18 protein-coding genes and 1 pseudogene are annotated in these 19,290 nt (G+C 52.2%); 6 read left to right on the top strand and 13 right to left on the bottom strand.

Going from position 1 to position 19,290, the window contains the following annotated elements; all coding sequences use genetic code 11:
• Window positions 1–143 precede the first annotated feature (143 nt).
• Together P3339_RS00140 and P3339_RS00135 are read left to right on the top strand one after the other, a co-directional pair.
• Window positions 144–782, top strand: coding sequence for an NAD(P)-dependent oxidoreductase (locus P3339_RS00140; protein ID WP_282952071.1), 639 nt, complete (start codon window positions 144–146; stop codon window positions 780–782).
• Window positions 783–1,118: 336 nt separating this feature from the next.
• On the top strand, window positions 1,119–2,225 hold the full coding sequence (locus tag P3339_RS00135; RefSeq protein WP_282952070.1) for a multidrug effflux MFS transporter: 1,107 nt from the start codon (window positions 1,119–1,121) through the stop codon (window positions 2,223–2,225).
• A 175-nt stretch (window positions 2,226–2,400) separates the two neighbouring features.
• Here P3339_RS00135 and gstA read toward each other — a convergent pair whose 3' ends face one another.
• The 3 genes from gstA to P3339_RS00120 form a co-directional block, all read right to left on the bottom strand.
• On the bottom strand, window positions 2,401–2,997 hold the full coding sequence (gene gstA / locus P3339_RS00130) for a glutathione transferase GstA (RefSeq protein ID WP_020413927.1): 597 nt from the start codon (window positions 2,995–2,997) through the stop codon (window positions 2,401–2,403).
• 64 nt (window positions 2,998–3,061) lie between these two features.
• The gene (locus P3339_RS00125; RefSeq protein ID WP_282952069.1) at window positions 3,062–4,033 is read right to left on the bottom strand and encodes a glutathione S-transferase family protein; all 972 of its coding nucleotides are present in this window, start codon (window positions 4,031–4,033) and stop codon (window positions 3,062–3,064) included.
• A gap of 60 nt (window positions 4,034–4,093) precedes the next feature.
• A complete protein-coding gene (locus P3339_RS00120; protein WP_282952068.1) occupies window positions 4,094–4,492 on the bottom strand; it encodes a DoxX family protein in 399 nt (132 codons plus the stop codon).
• A gap of 463 nt (window positions 4,493–4,955) precedes the next feature.
• Here P3339_RS00120 and P3339_RS00115 point away from each other — a divergent pair, with 463 nt between their 5' ends.
• The 4 genes from P3339_RS00115 to P3339_RS00100 are packed head-to-tail and all read left to right on the top strand — an operon-like array spanning window position 4,956 to window position 8,131.
• Window positions 4,956–6,059, top strand: coding sequence for a cation:proton antiporter (locus tag P3339_RS00115; protein WP_282952067.1), 1,104 nt, complete (start codon window positions 4,956–4,958; stop codon window positions 6,057–6,059).
• A gap of 8 nt (window positions 6,060–6,067) precedes the next feature.
• On the top strand, window positions 6,068–6,262 hold the full coding sequence (locus P3339_RS00110; RefSeq protein WP_282952066.1) for a hypothetical protein: 195 nt from the start codon (window positions 6,068–6,070) through the stop codon (window positions 6,260–6,262).
• A gap of 13 nt (window positions 6,263–6,275) precedes the next feature.
• Window positions 6,276–7,493: a monovalent cation:proton antiporter-2 (CPA2) family protein gene (locus P3339_RS00105; RefSeq protein WP_282952065.1), complete on the top strand. Its 1,218-nt coding sequence runs from the start codon at window positions 6,276–6,278 to the stop codon at window positions 7,491–7,493.
• Window positions 7,494–7,510: 17 nt separating this feature from the next.
• Window positions 7,511–8,131, top strand: coding sequence for an NAD-binding protein (locus P3339_RS00100; protein ID WP_353056949.1), 621 nt, complete (start codon window positions 7,511–7,513; stop codon window positions 8,129–8,131).
• A 45-nt stretch (window positions 8,132–8,176) separates the two neighbouring features.
• Here the strand turns inward: P3339_RS00100 and P3339_RS00095 are convergent, their stop codons facing one another.
• From P3339_RS00095 to P3339_RS00050, 10 genes and pseudogenes are all read right to left on the bottom strand, one after another.
• Window positions 8,177–9,796: a Na+/H+ antiporter gene (locus tag P3339_RS00095; RefSeq protein ID WP_026305151.1), complete on the bottom strand. Its 1,620-nt coding sequence runs from the start codon at window positions 9,794–9,796 to the stop codon at window positions 8,177–8,179.
• Window positions 9,797–9,909: 113 nt separating this feature from the next.
• A complete protein-coding gene (locus P3339_RS00090) occupies window positions 9,910–10,674 on the bottom strand; it encodes a class II aldolase/adducin family protein (RefSeq protein ID WP_282952064.1) in 765 nt (254 codons plus the stop codon).
• Between the two features lie 325 nt (window positions 10,675–10,999).
• Window positions 11,000–12,019 carry a zinc-binding alcohol dehydrogenase family protein gene (locus P3339_RS00085; RefSeq protein ID WP_444902433.1) on the bottom strand — a complete coding sequence of 340 codons (1,020 nt, stop codon included), beginning with the start codon at window positions 12,017–12,019 and terminating at the stop codon, window positions 11,000–11,002.
• Window positions 12,020–12,217: 198 nt separating this feature from the next.
• Window positions 12,218–13,057 carry an alpha/beta fold hydrolase gene (locus P3339_RS00080; protein WP_282952063.1) on the bottom strand — a complete coding sequence of 280 codons (840 nt, stop codon included), beginning with the start codon at window positions 13,055–13,057 and terminating at the stop codon, window positions 12,218–12,220.
• Window positions 13,058–13,081: 24 nt separating this feature from the next.
• Window positions 13,082–14,911 (bottom strand): glutamine--fructose-6-phosphate transaminase (isomerizing), encoded by a 1,830-nt coding sequence (gene glmS, locus P3339_RS00075; protein WP_282952062.1) that lies wholly within the window; start codon window positions 14,909–14,911, stop codon window positions 13,082–13,084.
• Window positions 14,912–14,955: 44 nt separating this feature from the next.
• Window positions 14,956–15,729 carry a DeoR/GlpR family DNA-binding transcription regulator gene (locus P3339_RS00070; protein ID WP_026305148.1) on the bottom strand — a complete coding sequence of 258 codons (774 nt, stop codon included), beginning with the start codon at window positions 15,727–15,729 and terminating at the stop codon, window positions 14,956–14,958.
• Between the two features lie 122 nt (window positions 15,730–15,851).
• A pseudogene (locus tag P3339_RS00065) lies at window positions 15,852–17,086 on the bottom strand (dihydrolipoamide acetyltransferase family protein).
• Window positions 17,083–18,078 carry an alpha-ketoacid dehydrogenase subunit beta gene (locus tag P3339_RS00060; RefSeq protein ID WP_282952060.1) on the bottom strand — a complete coding sequence of 332 codons (996 nt, stop codon included), beginning with the start codon at window positions 18,076–18,078 and terminating at the stop codon, window positions 17,083–17,085. The pseudogene P3339_RS00065 and the gene P3339_RS00060 overlap by 4 nt, the downstream one beginning before the upstream one ends.
• Window positions 18,078–18,230: a hypothetical protein gene (locus P3339_RS00055; protein ID WP_282952059.1), complete on the bottom strand. Its 153-nt coding sequence runs from the start codon at window positions 18,228–18,230 to the stop codon at window positions 18,078–18,080. The genes P3339_RS00060 and P3339_RS00055 overlap by 1 nt, the downstream gene beginning before the upstream one ends.
• Entirely contained in the window at window positions 18,215–19,168 is a 954-nt protein-coding gene (locus tag P3339_RS00050) for a thiamine pyrophosphate-dependent enzyme (protein ID WP_282952058.1), read from the bottom strand. Before P3339_RS00050 ends, P3339_RS00055 begins: the two co-directional genes overlap by 16 nt.
• Between the last annotated feature and the right edge of the window lie 122 nt (window positions 19,169–19,290).

Below are 19,290 nucleotides of genomic sequence, written 5' to 3'. Positions count from 1 at the left end.
TTGACGGCTTCCCATAGCAGCCAATGCACTGCCATCGGCCAACAGAAATTTATTGCTCCAGCACTATTAACTATCCCATAAATACTGCAATACAAAACTAAACTGCTTGGCATCCCCAACAAAGACACCCCGAGATTGAACGCATGAATATTGCATTGATCGGTGCCAGTGGTTTTATCGGTTCTGCACTGTTGGTCGAGGCCTTGGCAAGAGGGCACCGGGTCACAGCTCTGGTTACCCACCCCGAGAAGCTACAAACCCAGGAGAGGTTAACCGCAACCCAGACCGACGTATTAAACACTACGCAGCTTGCCGACTTATTGAGAGGCCACGATGCGGTGATCAGTGCTTTTAGCGGCCACGCCCAACAGGATATTCACGGCTATTACCTGCGAGGCTTCGAATCAATTCTCAACGCCTGCAAAGAGGCGGGGATAGATCGCCTTCTAGTTGTTGGTGGCGCCGGCAGTCTTGAAGTTGCTCCAGGAGTGCACTTATTGGAAACTCCCCAATTTCCACCGGAATGGAAAGCCTCAGCTCTCGGTGCCCTTGATGCCCTCAAGCGACTAAAGCAGGAAAATACGCTACAGTGGACTTTCCTGAGCCCCGCCGCCTTGATCGAGCCCGGCGAGCGCACTGGTCATTTTCGTCTCGGAGGCGACCAGCTGATGGTGGATAGGGATGGCCGTAGCCGCATCTCCCTAGAGGATTACGCCATAGCAATGATCAATGAGCTGGAGCAGCCTCAACATATCCAGCAGCGTTTTTCAGTTGCCTACTAATGAAAACTGTTAAGTTAAAAGATACTGAGTTATTGATAAGCTGGTGAAAAGGTCACTGTCCCGTTACCATTGGGTCACATTGGAGCCTTGGCCAAAGGCCACCAAATACGTACCCTCGGCTGGATAAACACCAATTTTATGTTTGAAATCCAGCCGACATACCCGAATAGACCGCCTTCTCAGCGCCTTTCGCGATACGAAAAAGCTCTCTACCGAAAGAACCGTCTTAAACTCACAGGTTTGATATTGAGCTTGCTGTAGTCTCGACTGTGGTCTGCCATAACAGATCGAGCAATGCGTTTTACGGTTTTCCACTGAGCTGTATCAGAGTCAACTATGAGTTCGAAGCCAAAACCTGATGAAAAAACCACACCGCGTTGGCTGGTGGTATGGCTGGCGGCTCTCGTATCCTTGACGCCCTTTTCGATTGACAGCTATCTGCCAGCTATTCCCGCCATGGCTGCAGCGCTGGATACTGAGGTGGAGCGAGTACAGTATTCAGTTTCCAGCTTTTTGTTGGGTTTCGCCCTGGGGCAATTGTTCGGTGGCCCACTATCAGATCGCTGGGGCCGCCGCTTAGTGGGGACTATTGGTCTAAGCATTTATATTGTCAGTTCTCTGTTAGTGCTGCTCACAGACCATGTCGACCAGTTGATTATCCTGCGCTTCCTTCAGGCCATCGGTGGCGGTTTTGCTACTGTAATCTGCGCAGCAATTGTGCGCGACCTGCACAGTGGGCGCGAAGCAGCCAAGATTATCTCCATGATCAGCACCATAATGTTGATCGCTCCCCTGATCGCACCAGTCATTGGGGCACTCCTTCTGGCCATTGGTGGCTGGCAAAGCATTTTTGTTTTTTTACTCTTGTACGCATTGGCAATGCTGGTTCTGGTGCGCCTGTTATTGCCGGAGACGGTGCCGCGCTTTACCCGCGCGCGTCGCCAGCTAATGCCTCTGGGGTCCTTGATCTCAAGTTATGGGCAGGTATTGCGCAATCGCCGGGCCCTCGGTTTCCTGGGCGCCCAGGCCTGTGTGAGCGGCTCGATGTTTATCTATATCACCACAGCGCCCTTCGTATTTATGGATTATTTTGAGGTCAGTGCCAGCCAGTTTCCCCTGTTTTTTGGCAGCTGCATTCTGGGCCTGATCTGCATGGTGCAGGTCAATATACGGCTGTTAAATCTGTTTCAGCCGCGCAATATATTGCTGGCAGGCATCTCTCTACAGATACTGGGTTGTGGTCTGCTGTTGCTGGGCACTATGACTGGAATTCGGGAAATTACCTTGTGGATGGTGCCACTGGTACTGGTGATGAGCTGTATCGGCATGACAGGCCCCAACGCTGCAGCCTGCTATCTAGAGTTCTTCCCCAAAATCAGTGGCAGTGCCAACGCCCTCTATGGGGCCACCATATTTATTACCGGGGGGTCCTGGGCGGATTAGTCAGCAGCATACACACCGGCACCCTGGTGCCTATCGCCGCATCTATGTTTGGCTGTGCGGTGGCAGCATTTTTTTCCGCCATGGTAATCGCTCAGGCGCGCAAGCCCATCGAATCAGATATACCGGCTACCAAACGATTCACCCCACGCTAATCCATGAGGATTGGCAACTGTTCCTACAATTCTTCCTCTTGTAGGGCCTGCTGTACCGATGGCCGTTCCGACATTCGCTTCTGGAACGCCTGCAGCTTGGGCCAGCGCGCCATATCAAACTGCTGGGCTTCCATCCAGCGGGACAGCACATATAAGTAGGCATCCGCCACAGAAAATTCATCGCCCATCAGGAAGTCTTTGTCCAGGCGCTTTTCTATATAGTCGAAGCGTCGTAACAAGCTTTCCCGCGCTTGCTCCTGCTCATCCTTGGCGCCATCCCAGAACAGCGGTTTAAATAATTTATGTACCTCTGCACTGAGGAAATTAAGCCACTCCAACAAGCGGTAATGGGCGAGGCTACCAACTGGCGGAGCCAGGTGTGCATCTGGCTTTTGTTCCGCGAGAAACTGTACTATCGTCGACCCCTCTGTCAGTATTTCCCCACCTTCCAACTGCAGGGCAGGGATGTAACCCTTCGGATTTATCTTCCTGAAGTCATCGCCGTTTTCCATGGTATGTGTCTTCAGATCAACCTTGCACAAGTCCAGATCAATACCCGCTTCAAGCGCGACAATATGTGGGGATAGCGAGCAGGCGCCGGGAGTGTAAAAGAGTTTCATTGCGGTCCTCAGGTAACAGTTGCGCAGCAACCAGCAGTATAGGCGTGCATTTTTAAAACGTTACCTAGCCGCGCCTATGCGGTGCAGCGTAATCCAGCTGTGGTCCCTTTGGCACAATTCCAGTGGGGTTGATATGCAGGTGGCTACCGTAGTAATGATGCTTGATATGGAAGAAATCCACTGTTTCCGCTACTCCCGGCCATTGAAACAGCTCCCGGGTAAATCCCCACAGATTCTTAAAGTCAGCCAGGCGCTGCTTGTTACATTTAAAATGGCCATGATAAACAGCATCAAATCTGATTAATGTTGTAAACAGTCGCCAGTCGGCCTCTGTTATCTGATCTCCAGTCAGATAGCGGTTATTCTGCAGGCGCTGCTCCAGCTGTTCGAGAGTACTGAAAAGCGACTCATAAGCTCGCTCATAGGCCTCTTGGGTAGTGGCAAAGCCGGCACGATAAACCCCGTTATTTACGGTTTCATAAACCACATCATTTGTCGCATCTATATCGCCCTGCAGGTCATCGGGGTAAAAATCATCCTCGCTACCGGTGAGGCGATCAAAGGCACTGTTGAGCATTCGGATGATTTCAGATGATTCATTGCTAACAATACACTGGTGCTGTCTGTCCCACAGCACTGGTACAGTGACACGTCCGCTGTAATCACTGCGATTGCGCTGATATAGCTGGTAAAGGTAATCATATTGAAAGAGGTGATCACCACTGCTGCCTTCCTCGGTGTTGAAGGACCAACCATGCTCACGCATAAAGGGGCTGACAATAGAAATATCTATGTAGTCGCGCAGATTTTTTAATGTGCGGAAAATGAGCGTACGGTGGGCCCAGGGGCAGGCGAGTGAAACATACAAGTGATAGCGACCTGCCTCAGCGATAAAGCCTCCCTCTCCACTCGGCCCCGGGGCTCCATCACTGGTCACCCAATTGCGGAGCTGTGCTGCCTCACGCACAAACTCACCCTGGCTTTTAGCAGTGTCATACCAGTGGTTGCGCCACTGTCCATCGACCAAAAGGCCCATCACTACCTCCCGGCGCTCTCGTGAGTTACCTCCTAGTCCCTGTTGAAATCAGCGCAGTAACTATTTTTTACGGAACCAGTGGTCCAGACTGAAGCGCCCTGCACCAGCGCAGGCAAGAATCAAAAAGCCGCCGGCAATGGTGATGTTTTTCATAAAGCTGGTCATCTCACCTGAATCTCCGGGAGAGAAGTGCACCATCCATGCGCTGGCAAGACAGAAAAGAAACAGAATTATCGCCGCAAAGCGGGTAAAGAGGCCAAATAATACTGCCAGCCCCCCGAGCAACTCAACCACAATCACCAGAGGCAGTAAAAAGGCCGGGAGTCCCATGGATACCATAAATGCCTCTGTCATTTTATAGCCGCCGATTTTGTTCCAGCCGGCAAAAATGAATATCAGAGACATCAATATTCGTCCTACCAATTTGGAGGTGTCGCACAATGCAGGATGGTTCGCCATAACTTCCTCTCTCATTTCAGGGGAATTACAGACAATGGAATGCCTCCAGTGTAGTTGGGAACTGTTATGGGAGACGGATGCCGCGCATCGAATATTAGTAATAATCAGATTTAACAAGGAAATGGATGCCAAAATATTGACGAAAATCCATAAGTGGCAGCCTGGACAGCTTCTACTCCTCACCTGGGCGCAAAATTGAAAAATGCAGTTGTGCCTCACTGGGGAGCCGTTACAATTGCGCGCCCCTAATGAAGGCGCTGGCCGGCAGTATCCACATGGCGCGCCCCTGCGTAACCCCGGAACCGGAGCCCTCCTCACGGGAAAATCGAGCGGCGCTCGCACGGCTACAATAACGGCACGCTCACAATTGATAAATTTGCCCGCTGAGAGAGCAGGTATCACTGCTCCTTTTTGAGGGTTGGGAGTAATCCCGGAAATTTCACCCCTGGAGTCCACGCACGGCATGGAAGTCTATTACACCTTTTGTTTTCTTGCCGCTGTGTCGGTTTTTCTCGGCTTCCTCAATCAGTACGTTTTGCGCGCGCAAACCACTATCGCAATCACCGCGGGTGCGCTGGCACTGTCTCTTATAGTGACTGGTCTGGGCAAATTGGGTGTGGTCGAACTGCGCACCTGGGCAGATCAACTACTGCCGTTGCTCAACCTGGAAGATATTCTGCTGAAGGGCATGCTGGGATTCCTGCTTTTCGCCGGCAGTTTACATATCGACCTGCTGGCACTGCGTAACCAGAAAATCGAAATTGGCCTGCTGGCGATCGTCGGCACCCTGATTTCTACATTTGTGGTAGGGGCACTGCTGTACTGGTTCCTGATGTTGATTAATATGCCAGTCGCCTTTGTTTACTGCCTGCTATTTGGCGCACTAATATCTCCTACAGACCCCATCGCGGTGCTGGCGATAATGAAAAACCTGAAAGCACCCGAGCAGGTATCTATCCAGGTAGAGGGGGAGTCCCTGTTTAATGATGGCTTTGGCATAGTGATTTTCGCTGTGATCTATGCCCTGGCCTTTGAGGGCGGCCAACCGACTGTTCCCGCAGTCGCCGAGCTATTCATCGTGGAGGCGATCGGCGGTATTTTGCTTGGCCTGATTATCGGCGGGCTTTTTCACTGGTTGATCTGCTGCACCGACGACCACAGTCTGGAATTATTGCTAACCCTGGTGATCCCCACTGCAGGCTTCTCGCTGGCGAATATCCTCGGTGTTTCCGGAGCCCTGGCGATGGTAGTAAGCGGCATTATTATCGGTAACTTCACCCGTGAACGGGGCTTTTCCCGTGTGAGCCAGCATGAGCTGGATAATTTTTGGAATATTACAGAGGATTTTCTCAACGGCTTGCTCTTCCTGCTGGTGGGCCTGTTCCTGATCACCATCGACCTACGACCCGCAGACTACCTGCTAATGGTAATGGCAATTGTGATAGTGCTGCTGGCCCGGGTTATGGCGGTGGGAGTGCCCTTCCTGTACCTGAAGAGGCGCCGTCGCTATCACCCCTATACCAACCGGATACTGATTTGGGGTGGCCTCAAAGGGGATTGGCTCTAGCGTTGGCTATGTCCATCCCAGCTGGCAGCGCTTTTGTACAAGGGCAGGACCTGCGTTACCTTTGGGTGGTAATGACCTACGGCGTGGTGCTCTTTTCTATCGTGGTGCAGGGCTCTACCATAGCCCCGTTAATTCGCCGCAGCCGAGAGTTTGCCGAGCCCGAAAGTACAGTGGGCTCCAACCAGCAACACACCGCCAAATAGCGATAATTCATCAATGGAACACTCTAACTTCCTCGTAGAAGCCGTCATTTTTATGGCTGCGGCGGTGATCGCCGTACCCATCGCAACCCGTCTCGGCCTCGGCTCAGTACTCGGTTATCTGCTCGCTGGAGTCGCGATAGGGCCCAGTGCCCTGGGCCTGGTGGGCGATGCCAGCGACGAGATGCATGTGGCCGAGTTTGGGGTGGCCCTGATGCTGTTCCTGATCGGTTTAGAGTTACAGCCAAAAAAGCTGTGGCAAATGCGGGGAGCCATTCTCGGTACAGGCAGCGCCCAGCTCCTATTGACCGCTGCCGCTGTTGCCGGGGTAGCCCTGCTTTTATTTGGCTTAGACTGGCGCTCAGCGGTTGCTATCGGACTGATATTGGCACTTTCTTCAACTGCTATTGTTTTGCAATCCCTCAGCGAAAAAGGGCTGCTGAAAACCCAGGGTGGGCGCAGTGCCTTCGCAGTATTGCTGTTCCAGGATATTGCCGTTATTCCCATCCTTGCACTTTTACCACTACTTGCCGGCACTCCCGCCGAAGCCCACGCCAGTGGCCTGAGTGGCTGGCAATATGCTGCCGCGGTGATCGGCACCATTGCCGCTTTTGCGATTAGCGGCCGCTACCTACTCGGCCCATTGCTGCGCCTGGTCGCGGGCAGCCAGGTGCGCGAGATGTTTACCGTTACCGCCCTGTTAATAGTCTTCGCCGCTGCAGCGGTAATGACCTGGCTGGATCTATCACCGGCACTGGGTACCTTCCTGGCCGGAGTGCTGCTGGCGGAAAGTGAATTCCGCCATGAACTGGAAGCGGATATTCAGCCGTTCAAAGGGCTACTTCTGGGGCTGTTCTTTATTGCCGTTGGCGCGAGTCTGAACTTCGCCCAGATTGCCGAGAACCCATTGCTGTTGTTCGGCCTTGTCATCACTCTGGTCCTGGTTAAGTTTGCCGTTCTTTTTGGCCTTGCACGCATGATGCGCCTTTCGAAAGGGGAGGACTGGTTATTCGCCCTATCCCTCGCCCAGGCGGGGGAATTCGGCTTTGTGCTCGTCTCCTTCTCCACCCAGATCCAGGTCCTGGATGCCGGTGCCAGCAGCCTGCTGGTTGCTTTGATTGCCTTGACTATGGCACTCACCCCGGTATTGCTATTGATATTCGAACAATTTATCCAGCCACGCTTTCTGGTTGGGCCTGAAAGTCCTGTGGAGGTAGATACCCCCCACCAGTAGACCATGGCTCGCCGGTAATTATTATCGGCTATGGTCGCTTTGGGCAGATCACTGGGCGCCTGCTCAACGCCTGCGGCTTCGGCACTACTCTGTTAGAGCGCAATGCAGAACAATTGGATCTCGTGCGTCGCTATGGCATAGAAGCCTACTACGGGGACGCTTCGCGAGAGGACTTGCTACGTGCTGCCGGTGCCAAAAATGCACGTCTTGTTATCCTGACACTGAGCGACCAGGCCGCATCTCTCGAAATTATCGCCCAGCTGCAAAAGCATTTCCCGCATTTGATTATTCTCGCAAGGGCGCGCAACCGCATGCACCAATATGCACTGATGGAGGCCGGAGTAAAATATATCTTTCGTGAGACCGTGGATTCGGCACTGGCAATTGGTGAGAAGGCCTTAATATTACTCGGCCTTAGTCCGATGCAGGCGCGTAGAGCAGCACGTAAGTTCAAACAACACGACGAGCGTATGCTGGAGGCTCTATTTCCCTACTGGCGCGATGAAACCCAGCACATAGCCCAAGCCCGAATCTATCGAGAACAGCTGTTACAGGCACTACAGCAGGACAGACGCGACAAAGACCTCCACTTGGATCACTACTGGGAAGAAGCGCAACCAGAGACAGAGAAGCCTTAGGGTTGCCGAGGAGTTGAACGGGTATGGCGCGGACCTGGAGACTTTCTAGCCTTTTGACATCAGGCTCGCCTCTACCAAGTCTACTTCCATTACCAACTTGCGATGGAGTTCATCATCGATTTCCCTGCGCACTCTCAGGGTAAAAAGTTGCTTGCGCTCAGCGGCAAGAGCCGCCAGGCGGAAATTACGCTCGACTCGCGCGCGCACCCATACCTGTTCCTCATTTTCATCCTCGCCAGTACTGATACGGCGACGATAGACTTCCAACAGGTGATCAATCGCCTCATAGGCAACATCTTTGTGCTCCCAATGCGCATTGATAGTACTGCGTAATATTATCAAGCGTTCCTCTGCCGCCTTAGCCGCTGACATCCTTGCACCTCGCTCATCGCCAATCGCTGCCAGTTGCGGTGTATCCGGCAAATGCTTCAGCAACAAGGGAAGTGCAAAACTGGCCAACAACAGTGAAAAAAGGATTACCCCCATGGCAATAGCCAGCGCCAGTTCCCGCCCCGGCAAGGGTGAGCCGTCAGGTAACAGAAGAGGAAGGGAAAAAGCTCCTGCAAGGGTTATCGCTCCCCGTACCCCTGACACAGTCAATACACTGACCAATATCAAGTGTGCTGAAAGTGAGCGTATGCTCCGACGAAAACGGGAAAAATAGAGGGATACCCACACCCAGATAAAACGCAGTAAAAGCAGTACCAAAGATATTGCCAGGATATATAGAGCCACCATGCCGAGGCTGGTATGCCTTGCACCGGCGAGATCAGCCTCTGCCAGTCGAACCAATTGCTCACCGAGTAAAACGAAAATAATCCCATCCAATACCGTTTGCACAGTCTTCCACACAGCGCGGCGATCCATACGTGTCGTGGACATTTCCGAGCCGTGTAGATTAGTGTAATGAGTAGCAATACCTGCCGTTGCCGCTGCCAGAATCCCGGATACCTGTAGGCTTTGACCTGCCATATAAGCGGCAAATGGCACTAATAAGCTCACCAGTATCTGTATTGCAGAGTCCTCACCACCTATTCGCACCAGCCAGCGCAACAAATATCCGCAAATAAAGGCAACTCCGGCTCCAATTGCTATGCCACCCACTGCAACCCAGACAAAACCACCCACCGCTTGCGAAAAGGAAAAGCTGCCGGTCATCGCGGCTGCCACTGCGAACCGGAAAATATCCAGTCCCGACGCATCGTTGAACAAGGACTCCCCAGCAAGAATATGTTCCAGCCGCGCTGGCATGGCATTACCACCATGCACAACTGAAACTGCAACCGGGTCTGTGGGCGCGAGTATCGCCGCTACAGCAAAAGCTACGGCAACAGGGATGACCGGCACCAGCCAATAGATAAAAAAGCCCATGCCCACTACGGTAAAAACCACCAGACCAACAGCCAGGGTTACAATCAACCCCAAATCCCGGAAAAAAGCACCCTTGGGAATACGCCAACCGGCAAGAAATAGCAGGGGAGGAATAAAAAGAAGAAAGAAAATTTCCGGGTCGAGCGGTATCTCGATACCGAAAACCCCACCTAGGATAACGCCGCCAACAATTTGTATTAATGGGAGGGGGATGGGTAGCGGAAGGATACGAGCGACAATAAGGCTAAGTGCCACCACCAATAGTAAAAGCAGCGCAAGAACGAGATAGTGCATCGCCCACTCAGGATCCTTGAAAGGCTCACCGCATAGCGGCATTTAACCCGACATCCAACGGGCTAATCATTTCAGCCAGTATAGGAAACTGTGAATACCCAATACATGCCTACTTAATCAAACATATCCGGCTGCTCTTCACAGATCACACTATACAAAGGCTGGAAGCTGAATAGCCCAGCCAGTTCTGTACCCACCACTGCACGAGTCCGGATAGCCACTTCCGGGTCAATTAATACTGGTTTTCCAGCCGCTTCGGCCATTAATTGCGCCTGGCAACTACGCTCCATAGTAATATACCACCAGGCCGCCTCATCCACAGTTTTCCCCACAGTAAGCAAGCCATGGTTCTGCAATATCAGTGCTTTGTAATGGCTTAGCGCTTTTGCCAGGGTTACTCCCTCTCCCATTTCCAGCACAACACCGGAGAAAGTATCCAAAAGCCCGTGGTCAGCAAAAAAAGCACAGGCATCCTGTGTAATAGGGTCCAACAAACGTCCGAGGGTAGACCAGCTTTTACCGTATAGGGAGTGTGCGTGTGCTGCTGCGACAATGTCCGGACGGGTTCGGTGAATATGAGAGTGAATAGTAAAAGCTGCCCCATTTAAATAACCATTGCCTTCAACCACCTCACCTTTGTGATTGACCAGCAATAATTGCGACATACGTATTTTCTGGAAAGCCACCCCCATGGGATTTACCCAAAAATGATCCTCAAATTCTGGATCCCGTACGGTAATGTGGCCGGCTATTCCCTCATCGTAGCCAAACTTTCCAAATAATCGAAAAGCAGCTGTCAGTTTTCTTTTCCTCTCTTCGCGTATCTGCGCCGGTGGTAATAATGGATCTCCCAGCAACATACTGATGTCGCCATTCATAACCGCAGCATCAATGCCTGTTTTTTTCTTATTTTTTCTACAGTACTCATCTGCTGGATCTCTCTAATAGAAAAATTCCGAAAGCCGGTTATAGCACGTAATATCTATTTTAAGCGAGAGGAAGTGTTATAACTTTTTTAAAATAAAGCCAATTAAGCAGATGACTTTTATGCCTTTAATTAAGATTTATCTGTCGTGTATTTTTTTGCATAAAAACCAAACTTTTTTGCTGATTAAAAAGTATGGGACATATCACTATGCCCCATATTTTTTAAGAAAAAATTTATCTGAAAAACGCTTTAACGAAAATTATTGTTCCGATGATTCAATCGAATCCCTCCAGGACAACTTTTCCCTTGGCTGCCTGGGATTCGATGAAAGCATGAGCCTTGCGCAGGTTTTCTGCGTTTATTTTCCCAAAATGCTGGCCAAGAGTAGTTTTAATTAACCGGCCATCAATCAATTCAGACAGTTCGCTGAGTAACTGGTGTTGCGCGCCCATATCTTCAGTTTCAAATAGCGCGCGGGTAAACATAAATTCCCAGTGTAACGAGATGCTCTTTTGCTTGAACGCTATCACATCGAGCGAATTGGGGTCATCAATTAAGGCAAACTTACCCTGGGGCTTTATGCACTTTACAATCTCAGCTTGGTGATCTTCCGTATTGTTAAGACTAACGACATAATCGACCTCATCAAGCCCGGCACCTGCCAACTCTTCACTCAAAGGATTATTGTGATTAATAACCTGATGCGCCCCCAGGCTTTCCAGCCAGGCTTTCGTCTCCGGCCGTGAAGCTGTGCCAATTACCGTAAGGTTGGTCAGGCGTCGCGCCAACTGAACCAAAATAGAGCCCACGCCCCCAGCGGCACCTATTACCAGGATGGACTTGCTATTGGCCCCTTTACCCGTCTCTACCTGTAAACGATCAAAGAGCATTTCCCAGGCGGTAATAGCAGTCAGGGGCAGGGCAGCGGCTTCCGCATCAGCCAGGCTATACGGCGCACGGCCAGCGATACGCTCATCTACCAACTGATACTGGGCATTGCTACCTGGGCGGGAAATATCACCCGCATACCAAACACGGTCACCAACGGTAAACTCAGAAACCTCATGGCCAATCTCTTTAACAATTCCTACCGCATCCCACCCCAGAACTTTCCAATGCCCCTCAGCTGGCGTCGCCCTGGAGCGCACCTTGGTATCCACAGGGTTTACCGATATCGCACTAACTTCAACCAGTAAATCTCTCCCAGACACTTTGGGAACCGGCAGAGAAATATCCTGCAGTGATTGAACATCGGAAATGGGCAGGGAATGTTGATAACCTACGGCCTTCATCATGGTAAAAATTCCTACTTACATAGCTTCGTTGAGATGGCTCCATCTTAAGCACCGTTACCCAATAGAAAAACCGCCCAAAAGTGTAAGGAGTTTCAAAAAATATTATAAAGTTCAAGCGGCTAACAAAGCGTTATGCCTTCCCACGAAAGCACAGCGCGACATACCGAGAACGGCCCGGGAAAATTTTTTGGAACTAGCTCAGAAAATCGCGCAACAGCCTATTAAATCTGTCCGGCGCTTCCAGAAACACAAAGTGACTTCCCCCTCGGAAGCTTCGATAATCTCCAGTCGCGAGCCTCTTATCTGCTTATGAATCCACTGTTGACATTCCACGGGATGGGGACTTGCCCTCCCAAAAATAATCAAAGTGGGTTTTTCAATACGGGGGATAAAATCCCGCCAATCGCGGGTAACATTGTCAACAAATAGGCGTGCCGCCAGTGCGCGGGGGAATTGTAAATTGACCGCAACCAACTCTTCCCTCTGTTGTGAAGTCATTGCAGGGGTCACCATGGACATCAAAATATCCCGGGTGGCCAGCTCTCCACCGGGTCCAATCAAACGGTTGGTAAACTGGTAGAGCCCGTTGGGTGTGATAATTGCCCCGGCATCCAAACACTGCTTTTCCGACCAGCCGGGATCGGCGAGAAGGGCAGCGGGTTCGTCGATAAAGATGAATTTTGAAACCAAGGAATCACCAAACATCTCCAGGTAATTCCAGATAACTGAGGCCCCGGCCGAATGACCGAGCAGGTAGAGTGGGTTTGGCCTTAGAGCCTCAATCAGCTCCTGCAGATCCTTGGCCAAACGCGCAACTCGATAACCATATGAGGGTTTATCAGAGAGGCCATGGCCGCGCATATCCAGTGCGATCACCCTCAGACGATCGCTCAATCCGGCGAGCTGATACTTGAACAGGGCAGCCCCTTGGGACCAGCCATGCAGAATTAATAGAGTGGGACCGGAACCTGCCTGCAGATAACGGAGAGTCACACCATCCGAAGTAGTAAATGCAAACTGCTCAGCAGGTTCATTCATAAGCCATCCGTGGCCATTTGGGATTTACTCTACGGTAACTGACTTAGCCAAGTTCCTCGGCTGATCTACATCGGTGCCCTTCAGTACCGCCACATGATAGCTAAGCAACTGCAAGGGTACTGTGTAGAGAATTGGCGCCAAGCTCTCTGGGGAATCCGGTACTTCAATCACGGTAACCCCCTCCTCACTAGCAAAGCCTGCTTTGGGGCTGGCAAAAACAAATAACTGGCCGCCACGTGCACGTACTTCCTGCAGATTAGATTTGAGCTTTTCCAGTAATTCATTATTTGGTGCCACAACAATTACTGGCATATCCGCATCTACCAGTGCTAGGGGGCCGTGCTTGAGTTCCCCAGCCGGATAAGCTTCGGCGTGAATATAGGAGATTTCCTTAAGCTTCAATGCCCCTTCCAGGGCAATTGGGAACTCGACACCACGTCCAAGGAACAATGCGTGGTTTTTCTCTGCAAAAGCCTCGCTGCTGTGCTTAACCACCTTATCGAGATCCGTAAAGTCTTCCATCAGCTGCGGCAATTTATGCAGAGCTCCCACTAACTCCGCCTCTCGCTCAGGTGAGAGGCCATTGGCCTTGGCCAAGGCAATACAGAATAATTGCAGGGCTACCAGCTGAGTGGTGAAGGCTTTTGTAGAGGCTACACCAATTTCCGGGCCTGCTTCAGTCATCAGGGACAATTCAGATTCACGCACCAGGGAACTGTTGGGTACGTTACAAATGGTCATGGAGGCCAGATAGCCGAGTTCCCGAGCCTGACGCAAAGCCGCCAGAGTATCGGCAGTTTCTCCAGACTGTGAAATGGTTACAAACAGGGTACCTGGACGTACTACCGTTTTACGGTAGCGCAACTCACTGGCCACCTCTACGGAACAGGGCACCCCGGCCCAATCCTCCAACCAATAGCGCGCAACCATACCCGCATGGTAGCTGGTACCACAGGCGACAATCTGCACCTGCTGCACCTGTGGCAAGATCTCTTGAGCGCGAGTACCCAGCGCCTGGGATAACACCGAGTGGTCACCAATACGTCCCGCCAGAGTTGCCGCCACAACTTCCGGCTGCTCAAAAATCTCTTTCTGCATATAGTGGCGATAGCGACCCTTGTCAGTTACGTCATGACCGCCATCGAGCTTGTGTACTGGACGACTAACTTCTTCCCCCTGCCTGTCCCGCACAGAAATACCGCTGCGACGCACCTCAGCAACATCGCCCTCTTCAAGGAAGATAAAGCGATCGGTAACCTGGCGTAAAGCCATAGGATCAGAGGCAATAAAATTTTCCTCAATACCAACACCTAAAACCAAAGGGCTGCCATAGCGCGCACAAGCCATAACTTCCGGCTCTTCACTGCTGATAACAGCGAGGGCGTAGGCCCCCTCAAGCATCTGTGTTGCTTTAGCTACGGCGTCCACCAGACTATGACCATCTTTACTCAGAGAGTGAATTAGATGTACGACCACCTCTGTATCAGTATCTGAGGCAAATTTATAACCTTTATCCTGCAACTCTGAACGCAATGCTTGGTGATTTTCAATAATACCGTTATGTACCAGAGCAATATGTCCAGACATATGTGGATGAGCGTTTTCATTGGATGGAACCCCGTGGGTGGCCCAGCGGGTGTGAGCAATCCCCTGATGGCCCTCAGCGGGCTCAGCTTGAAGCTTGGCTTCTAAGTCAGCAACCTTACCCAGACTCTTGCGCAACTGTAGTTCGCCATCATCACTGCGCAGGCAAACTCCCGCAGAGTCATAGCCGCGATATTCCAGGCGGCGCAATCCTTCTAGTAGAATTTCAGTTACATTGCGCTGCGCGAGGGCGCCAACAATTCCACACATGTTTATCTCCTAATAAATCAATTTCTTTTATTTAATTCTGCTGCTCATTTAGCTCTACTGGAGGCTGCAGCACGGATTACCTGCACTCCCAGACCCTCAAGCTGTTGCTGTGCATCGTCACTCAGGCCTGTATCAGTAACCAGGGTATCTACTTGCTCCCATGGCAGTTCCAGGTTTGGAATACGCCTGCCCACTTTGCTGGATTCAGCCAACACCACGACTTCGCGAGCAACTTCTGCCATCACACGCGATAAACCAATCTGCTCGTTAAATGTGCAAGTACCGCGCTTCAGGTCTATTCCATCGGCTCCAATAAAGGCGCGGTCGAAGTCGTAATCTCGCAACACCTGCTCTGCCACCTTGCCCTGAAACGCCTCAAAATGGGGGTCCCAGGTGCCTCCAGTCATAAGCAGCGTCGGTTCGTTTTCCAGTTCACGCAAAGCATTAGCTACATGCAGGGAGTTGGTCATCACCACCAGGCCGCGCTTACGCTCCAGTTCAGGAATCATTGCCGCGGTGGTGCGGCCATAATCGATCACGATACGGTGGTGATCGGGAATAAGTGCCGCCGCTGCACGGCCGATCACACGCTTAACCTCTGAGGGCCCTTCCTCTACTACCAGTTCCCGTGGCACCGGGATGGCGCCTCCGCGGCGACGCAGTAGCAGCCCATGATTTTCCATAGCGGTAAGATCCTTTCGGATCGTAACCTCTGAAGTTTCGAAGCGTCGTGCTAACAGCTCGACACTAGCCTCTCCCGCCTCATTGAGAAGGCTCATGATGCCGTGTCGACGTTGCTGTGTATTGCGTTTAGACATAAATGGCTATCTTTCATTTCGAAACTTAAAGATAGCAAAACGAAAGATAAGTTCCCACATTATTTTTCCTCTCTGGTGATATTTACCGGAGAGTTATTGGGGGATGATTGCGTGATCAATATTTAGCGGGAAAGAGCCTGTAACATAGCCTGAAGAAAACGCGCTAATTCTCCACCTGTTACAGCTCTATGATCAGCGCTGATTGAGAGAGGCAGCAGAGGGCGCATAGCTGGCCAGCGATCAATAATGACGACTCCCTGGCAAACCCGCCCAGCACCGACAATCGCTACCGTTGGGGGCAATACAACCGGAGTGGCGTAGCGGCCAGCAATAGTGCCGAAATTGGATAAAAGTATCGTCGCTCCCTGTAGATCGCTTTGTGCAATACCGGTTTCCCTGGCTTGGTGCTTAAAATCTGCAACCTGCTGCAATAGCTCTTCATCCGAGCGCCCCCCACATCCCTAAGTACTGGAACAAATAGGCCTCTCGGGGAATCCACTGCCAATCCGATATTCACTCCCTTCTGGAGAGCCAGCTGACCTTCCTGGTAGAGAGCATTGAGGGTCGGTTCAACTGTACAAGCAGCTTGCACAGCACGTACCAATCGCAACAGGGCCGGCGCGCTGCCCCACCAGCTGGAGATATCTGCATCATCACACAAGGTAATTTGCATTACCTGGTCTCGCGCCCGGCTCATGGAAAGCCCCATAGCCCGCCGTGCCGGCGACATAATCGTCTCGGGCTGGCCCCCGGTTGCAGTACTTTTGCTGGGAGAGGAAGGCGGCGAGGATGGGCTAACTTTTCTGGCAATCTTCTCCCTGGAGCCTACCGCTGCAAGCACCTGGGATTCAGTCACCAGGGCACCGTTTTCTGAGAGTCGCTGCAAGTCCACCCCCAAACGCCGAGCCAAGGCACGCACTGAGGGTGTAGCCAGCCGCCTGGGGGCCCCTGAAAACCACTGCTCCGCGCTCAGGACATCTCGCCCCTGCTCCAACTTGCCGACAACTGTGCCACCATCAAGGTGGGAGCTAGCCTCTTCTGCAGCTTGAGCAGGCTCTTTAATCACACCTGGTGCTTCTTCAGAGCTCCTGGGCGATATCTCCTCACCCCCGATATCCTCACCAGCGGTGACAAACCCAACCAGGGGTTCGCCTACATTGACGGTTTCATCCTCGGCTGCAAACAGCTTCTCAATTCTGCCGCCCCAGGGAGCTGGCACCTCCACTAGCGCCTTGGCAGTCTCAACCGTCACCAGGCTTTCATGGGCGGCAATCGTATCTCCTTCACTAACATGCCACTCTCGCACAACCGCATCGGGCAACCCTTCACCAAGATCCGGCAGGGTGAAAACTTTCATACCGCACCTCCGTTGGCATAATCGAGTGCTTTGCGCACCGCAGCCAAAATTCTCGAGGCTCCCGGCAGATATTCATCCTCCAGTTGGAAGTACGGCATTACGGTATCGTAACCAGTGACACGCTGAACTGGAGCATGTAGCAGGTCGAAGGCATATTCGTTAATCTGCGCCACCACTTCAGCCCCCAGGCCACAAAATCTTGCAGCTTCATGTATAACCACACATCGGTGTGTTTTCTCCAGGGAGTCAATTACGGTGTGGATATCCAGTGGCTTTAAGGTGGCGGGATCAATCACCTCAGCTTCAATACCTTCTTCAGCGAGTTGCTCAGCAGCCTGTAAAGTTTCCTTGAGGGAGGCCCCCCATGAGATCAGAGTGACATCAGTACCCTCCCGTAAAACAAATGCTCGATCCAGTGGCAGAGCCTCACCGCTATCCGGTACTTCCTGGCGCGCCGCACGGTAAATGCGCTTCGGTTCAAGGAATACAACCGGGTCTGGATTGCGAATGGCCGCCAGTAACAACCCATAAGCCCGCGCCGGAGAGGAGGGCACGACTAAGCGCAATCCGGGAATATGGGCAAAAAGGGCCTCGGTGCTTTCCGAGTGATGTTCTGGAGCATGGATACCGCCACCGTAAGGTGCCCTATATACAATGGGGCAAGACAAGCGTCCGCGAGTGCGGTTTCGGTATCGACCAGCGTGGCTGAGGATATGGTCCAGTGCGGGATAGATAAATCCCATGAATTGGAACTCCGCCACGGGGCGCAATCCTTGGGCAGCCATACCAATGGCAATCCCTGCAATCATGGTTTCAGCCAAAGGCGTATCCAAAACCCTGGCACTTCCAAACCTATCCTGCAGCCCTTCAGTAGCTCGAAACACTCCACCGTTTACCCCCACATCCTCGCCGAACACCACCACCCTCTGATCCGCCTGCAATTCAAAGGCCAGAGCCTGTGTGATGGCTTCTACAAGCGTGATCTCGCCCATCAGTTTTCTCCCCGCAGTTGTTGATACTGCTCCAGAAAGGCCTCGGGCAGAGTTTCATAGAGGTGATCAAAGATCGCGGTAGCTGCATCCCTGGGAGTGTCCCGGTATTCCTGCACCGCCTTTTCCAACGCCTGGTTCAGCTCCCTTTGCATTTCTTCTTCCTGGGAATCCCCCAGAACCCATGAGCCCGCATATAGCTGCGTAAACGACGCAATGGCTCCCGCGACCAGGCTTCCTTCAGAGCCTGTTCTGGCTGGTAACGACTGGCATCATCAGCGGTGGTGTGATCGCATAAACGATAGCTGACCGCCTCAACCATAGACGGACCCGCACCCCTGCGTGCTCGTTCCACGGCATCCCCGACAGCCTCTCGCACCGCAATCACATCATTTCCATCGACCTGTAAACTGGGTATGCCTGCAGCAATCGCTTTTTGCGCAAGGGTTTTACAAGCAGTCTGCTCGGAGCGGGGTAGGGAGATAGCCCACTGGTTATTATTGATCACCACCACCAGAGGCAGCTGCCAGTCTCCCGCAAGATTGATAGCCTCGTAGAAATCCCCACGCGATGTTGATCCGTCCCCACCAGTAGTAACAGCAACCCGCATAGGCTCACCAAGCTGTTCATGTTTGTATTTGAGGGCGAAAGCGACCCCAGCCCCATGCAGCATTTGTGTGGCGATGGGAACGCTTAGAGGCAGATCCTCGCGGGCGTGGCGGAAGTTTTGACCGCGCTCATCCCCACCCCAAATAGCGTAGATTTCCTGAATAGTGACACCCCGCTCCAGCAGGGCGCCGGTTTCGCGGTAATTTGGGCAGTAGACATCCTCTTTTGCCATGGCTGCACCGACACCTACGCCAATAGCTTCCTGCCCAAGACTGGACGGGTAGGTACCGAGCTGGCCCGTGCGCTGCATTTTTACCGCGCGATCGTCCACTAATCGGGCAAGGGCCATCTGGCGATAAAAAGCTACCAGGGTATCGGGGGTAGCAAAATCTGGTAGCGCCTGGGTCGTATGTCCACGTTCATCCAAATACTCTAACGAGGCAATATCAAAGCTGGCGAGCAGTTGCATTCTTGGCTTGTGCATCGGGCCATTCCTTGTGTTCCCGATGCGCAAGTTTAATGGATGGGTATCAGCACAGAGTGCGCGAGAAGGGATCCTCCGCCGGAATTCAATATCCCACCGGAGAATTCCTGAAAGATGGGGGT

This window comes from Microbulbifer sp. MLAF003 (genome assembly GCF_030012965.1).
In the GTDB taxonomy this organism is placed as follows: Bacteria; Pseudomonadota; Gammaproteobacteria; order Pseudomonadales; family Cellvibrionaceae; genus Microbulbifer; species Microbulbifer variabilis.
This window is presented reverse-complemented; position numbering and strand designations above follow the sequence as displayed.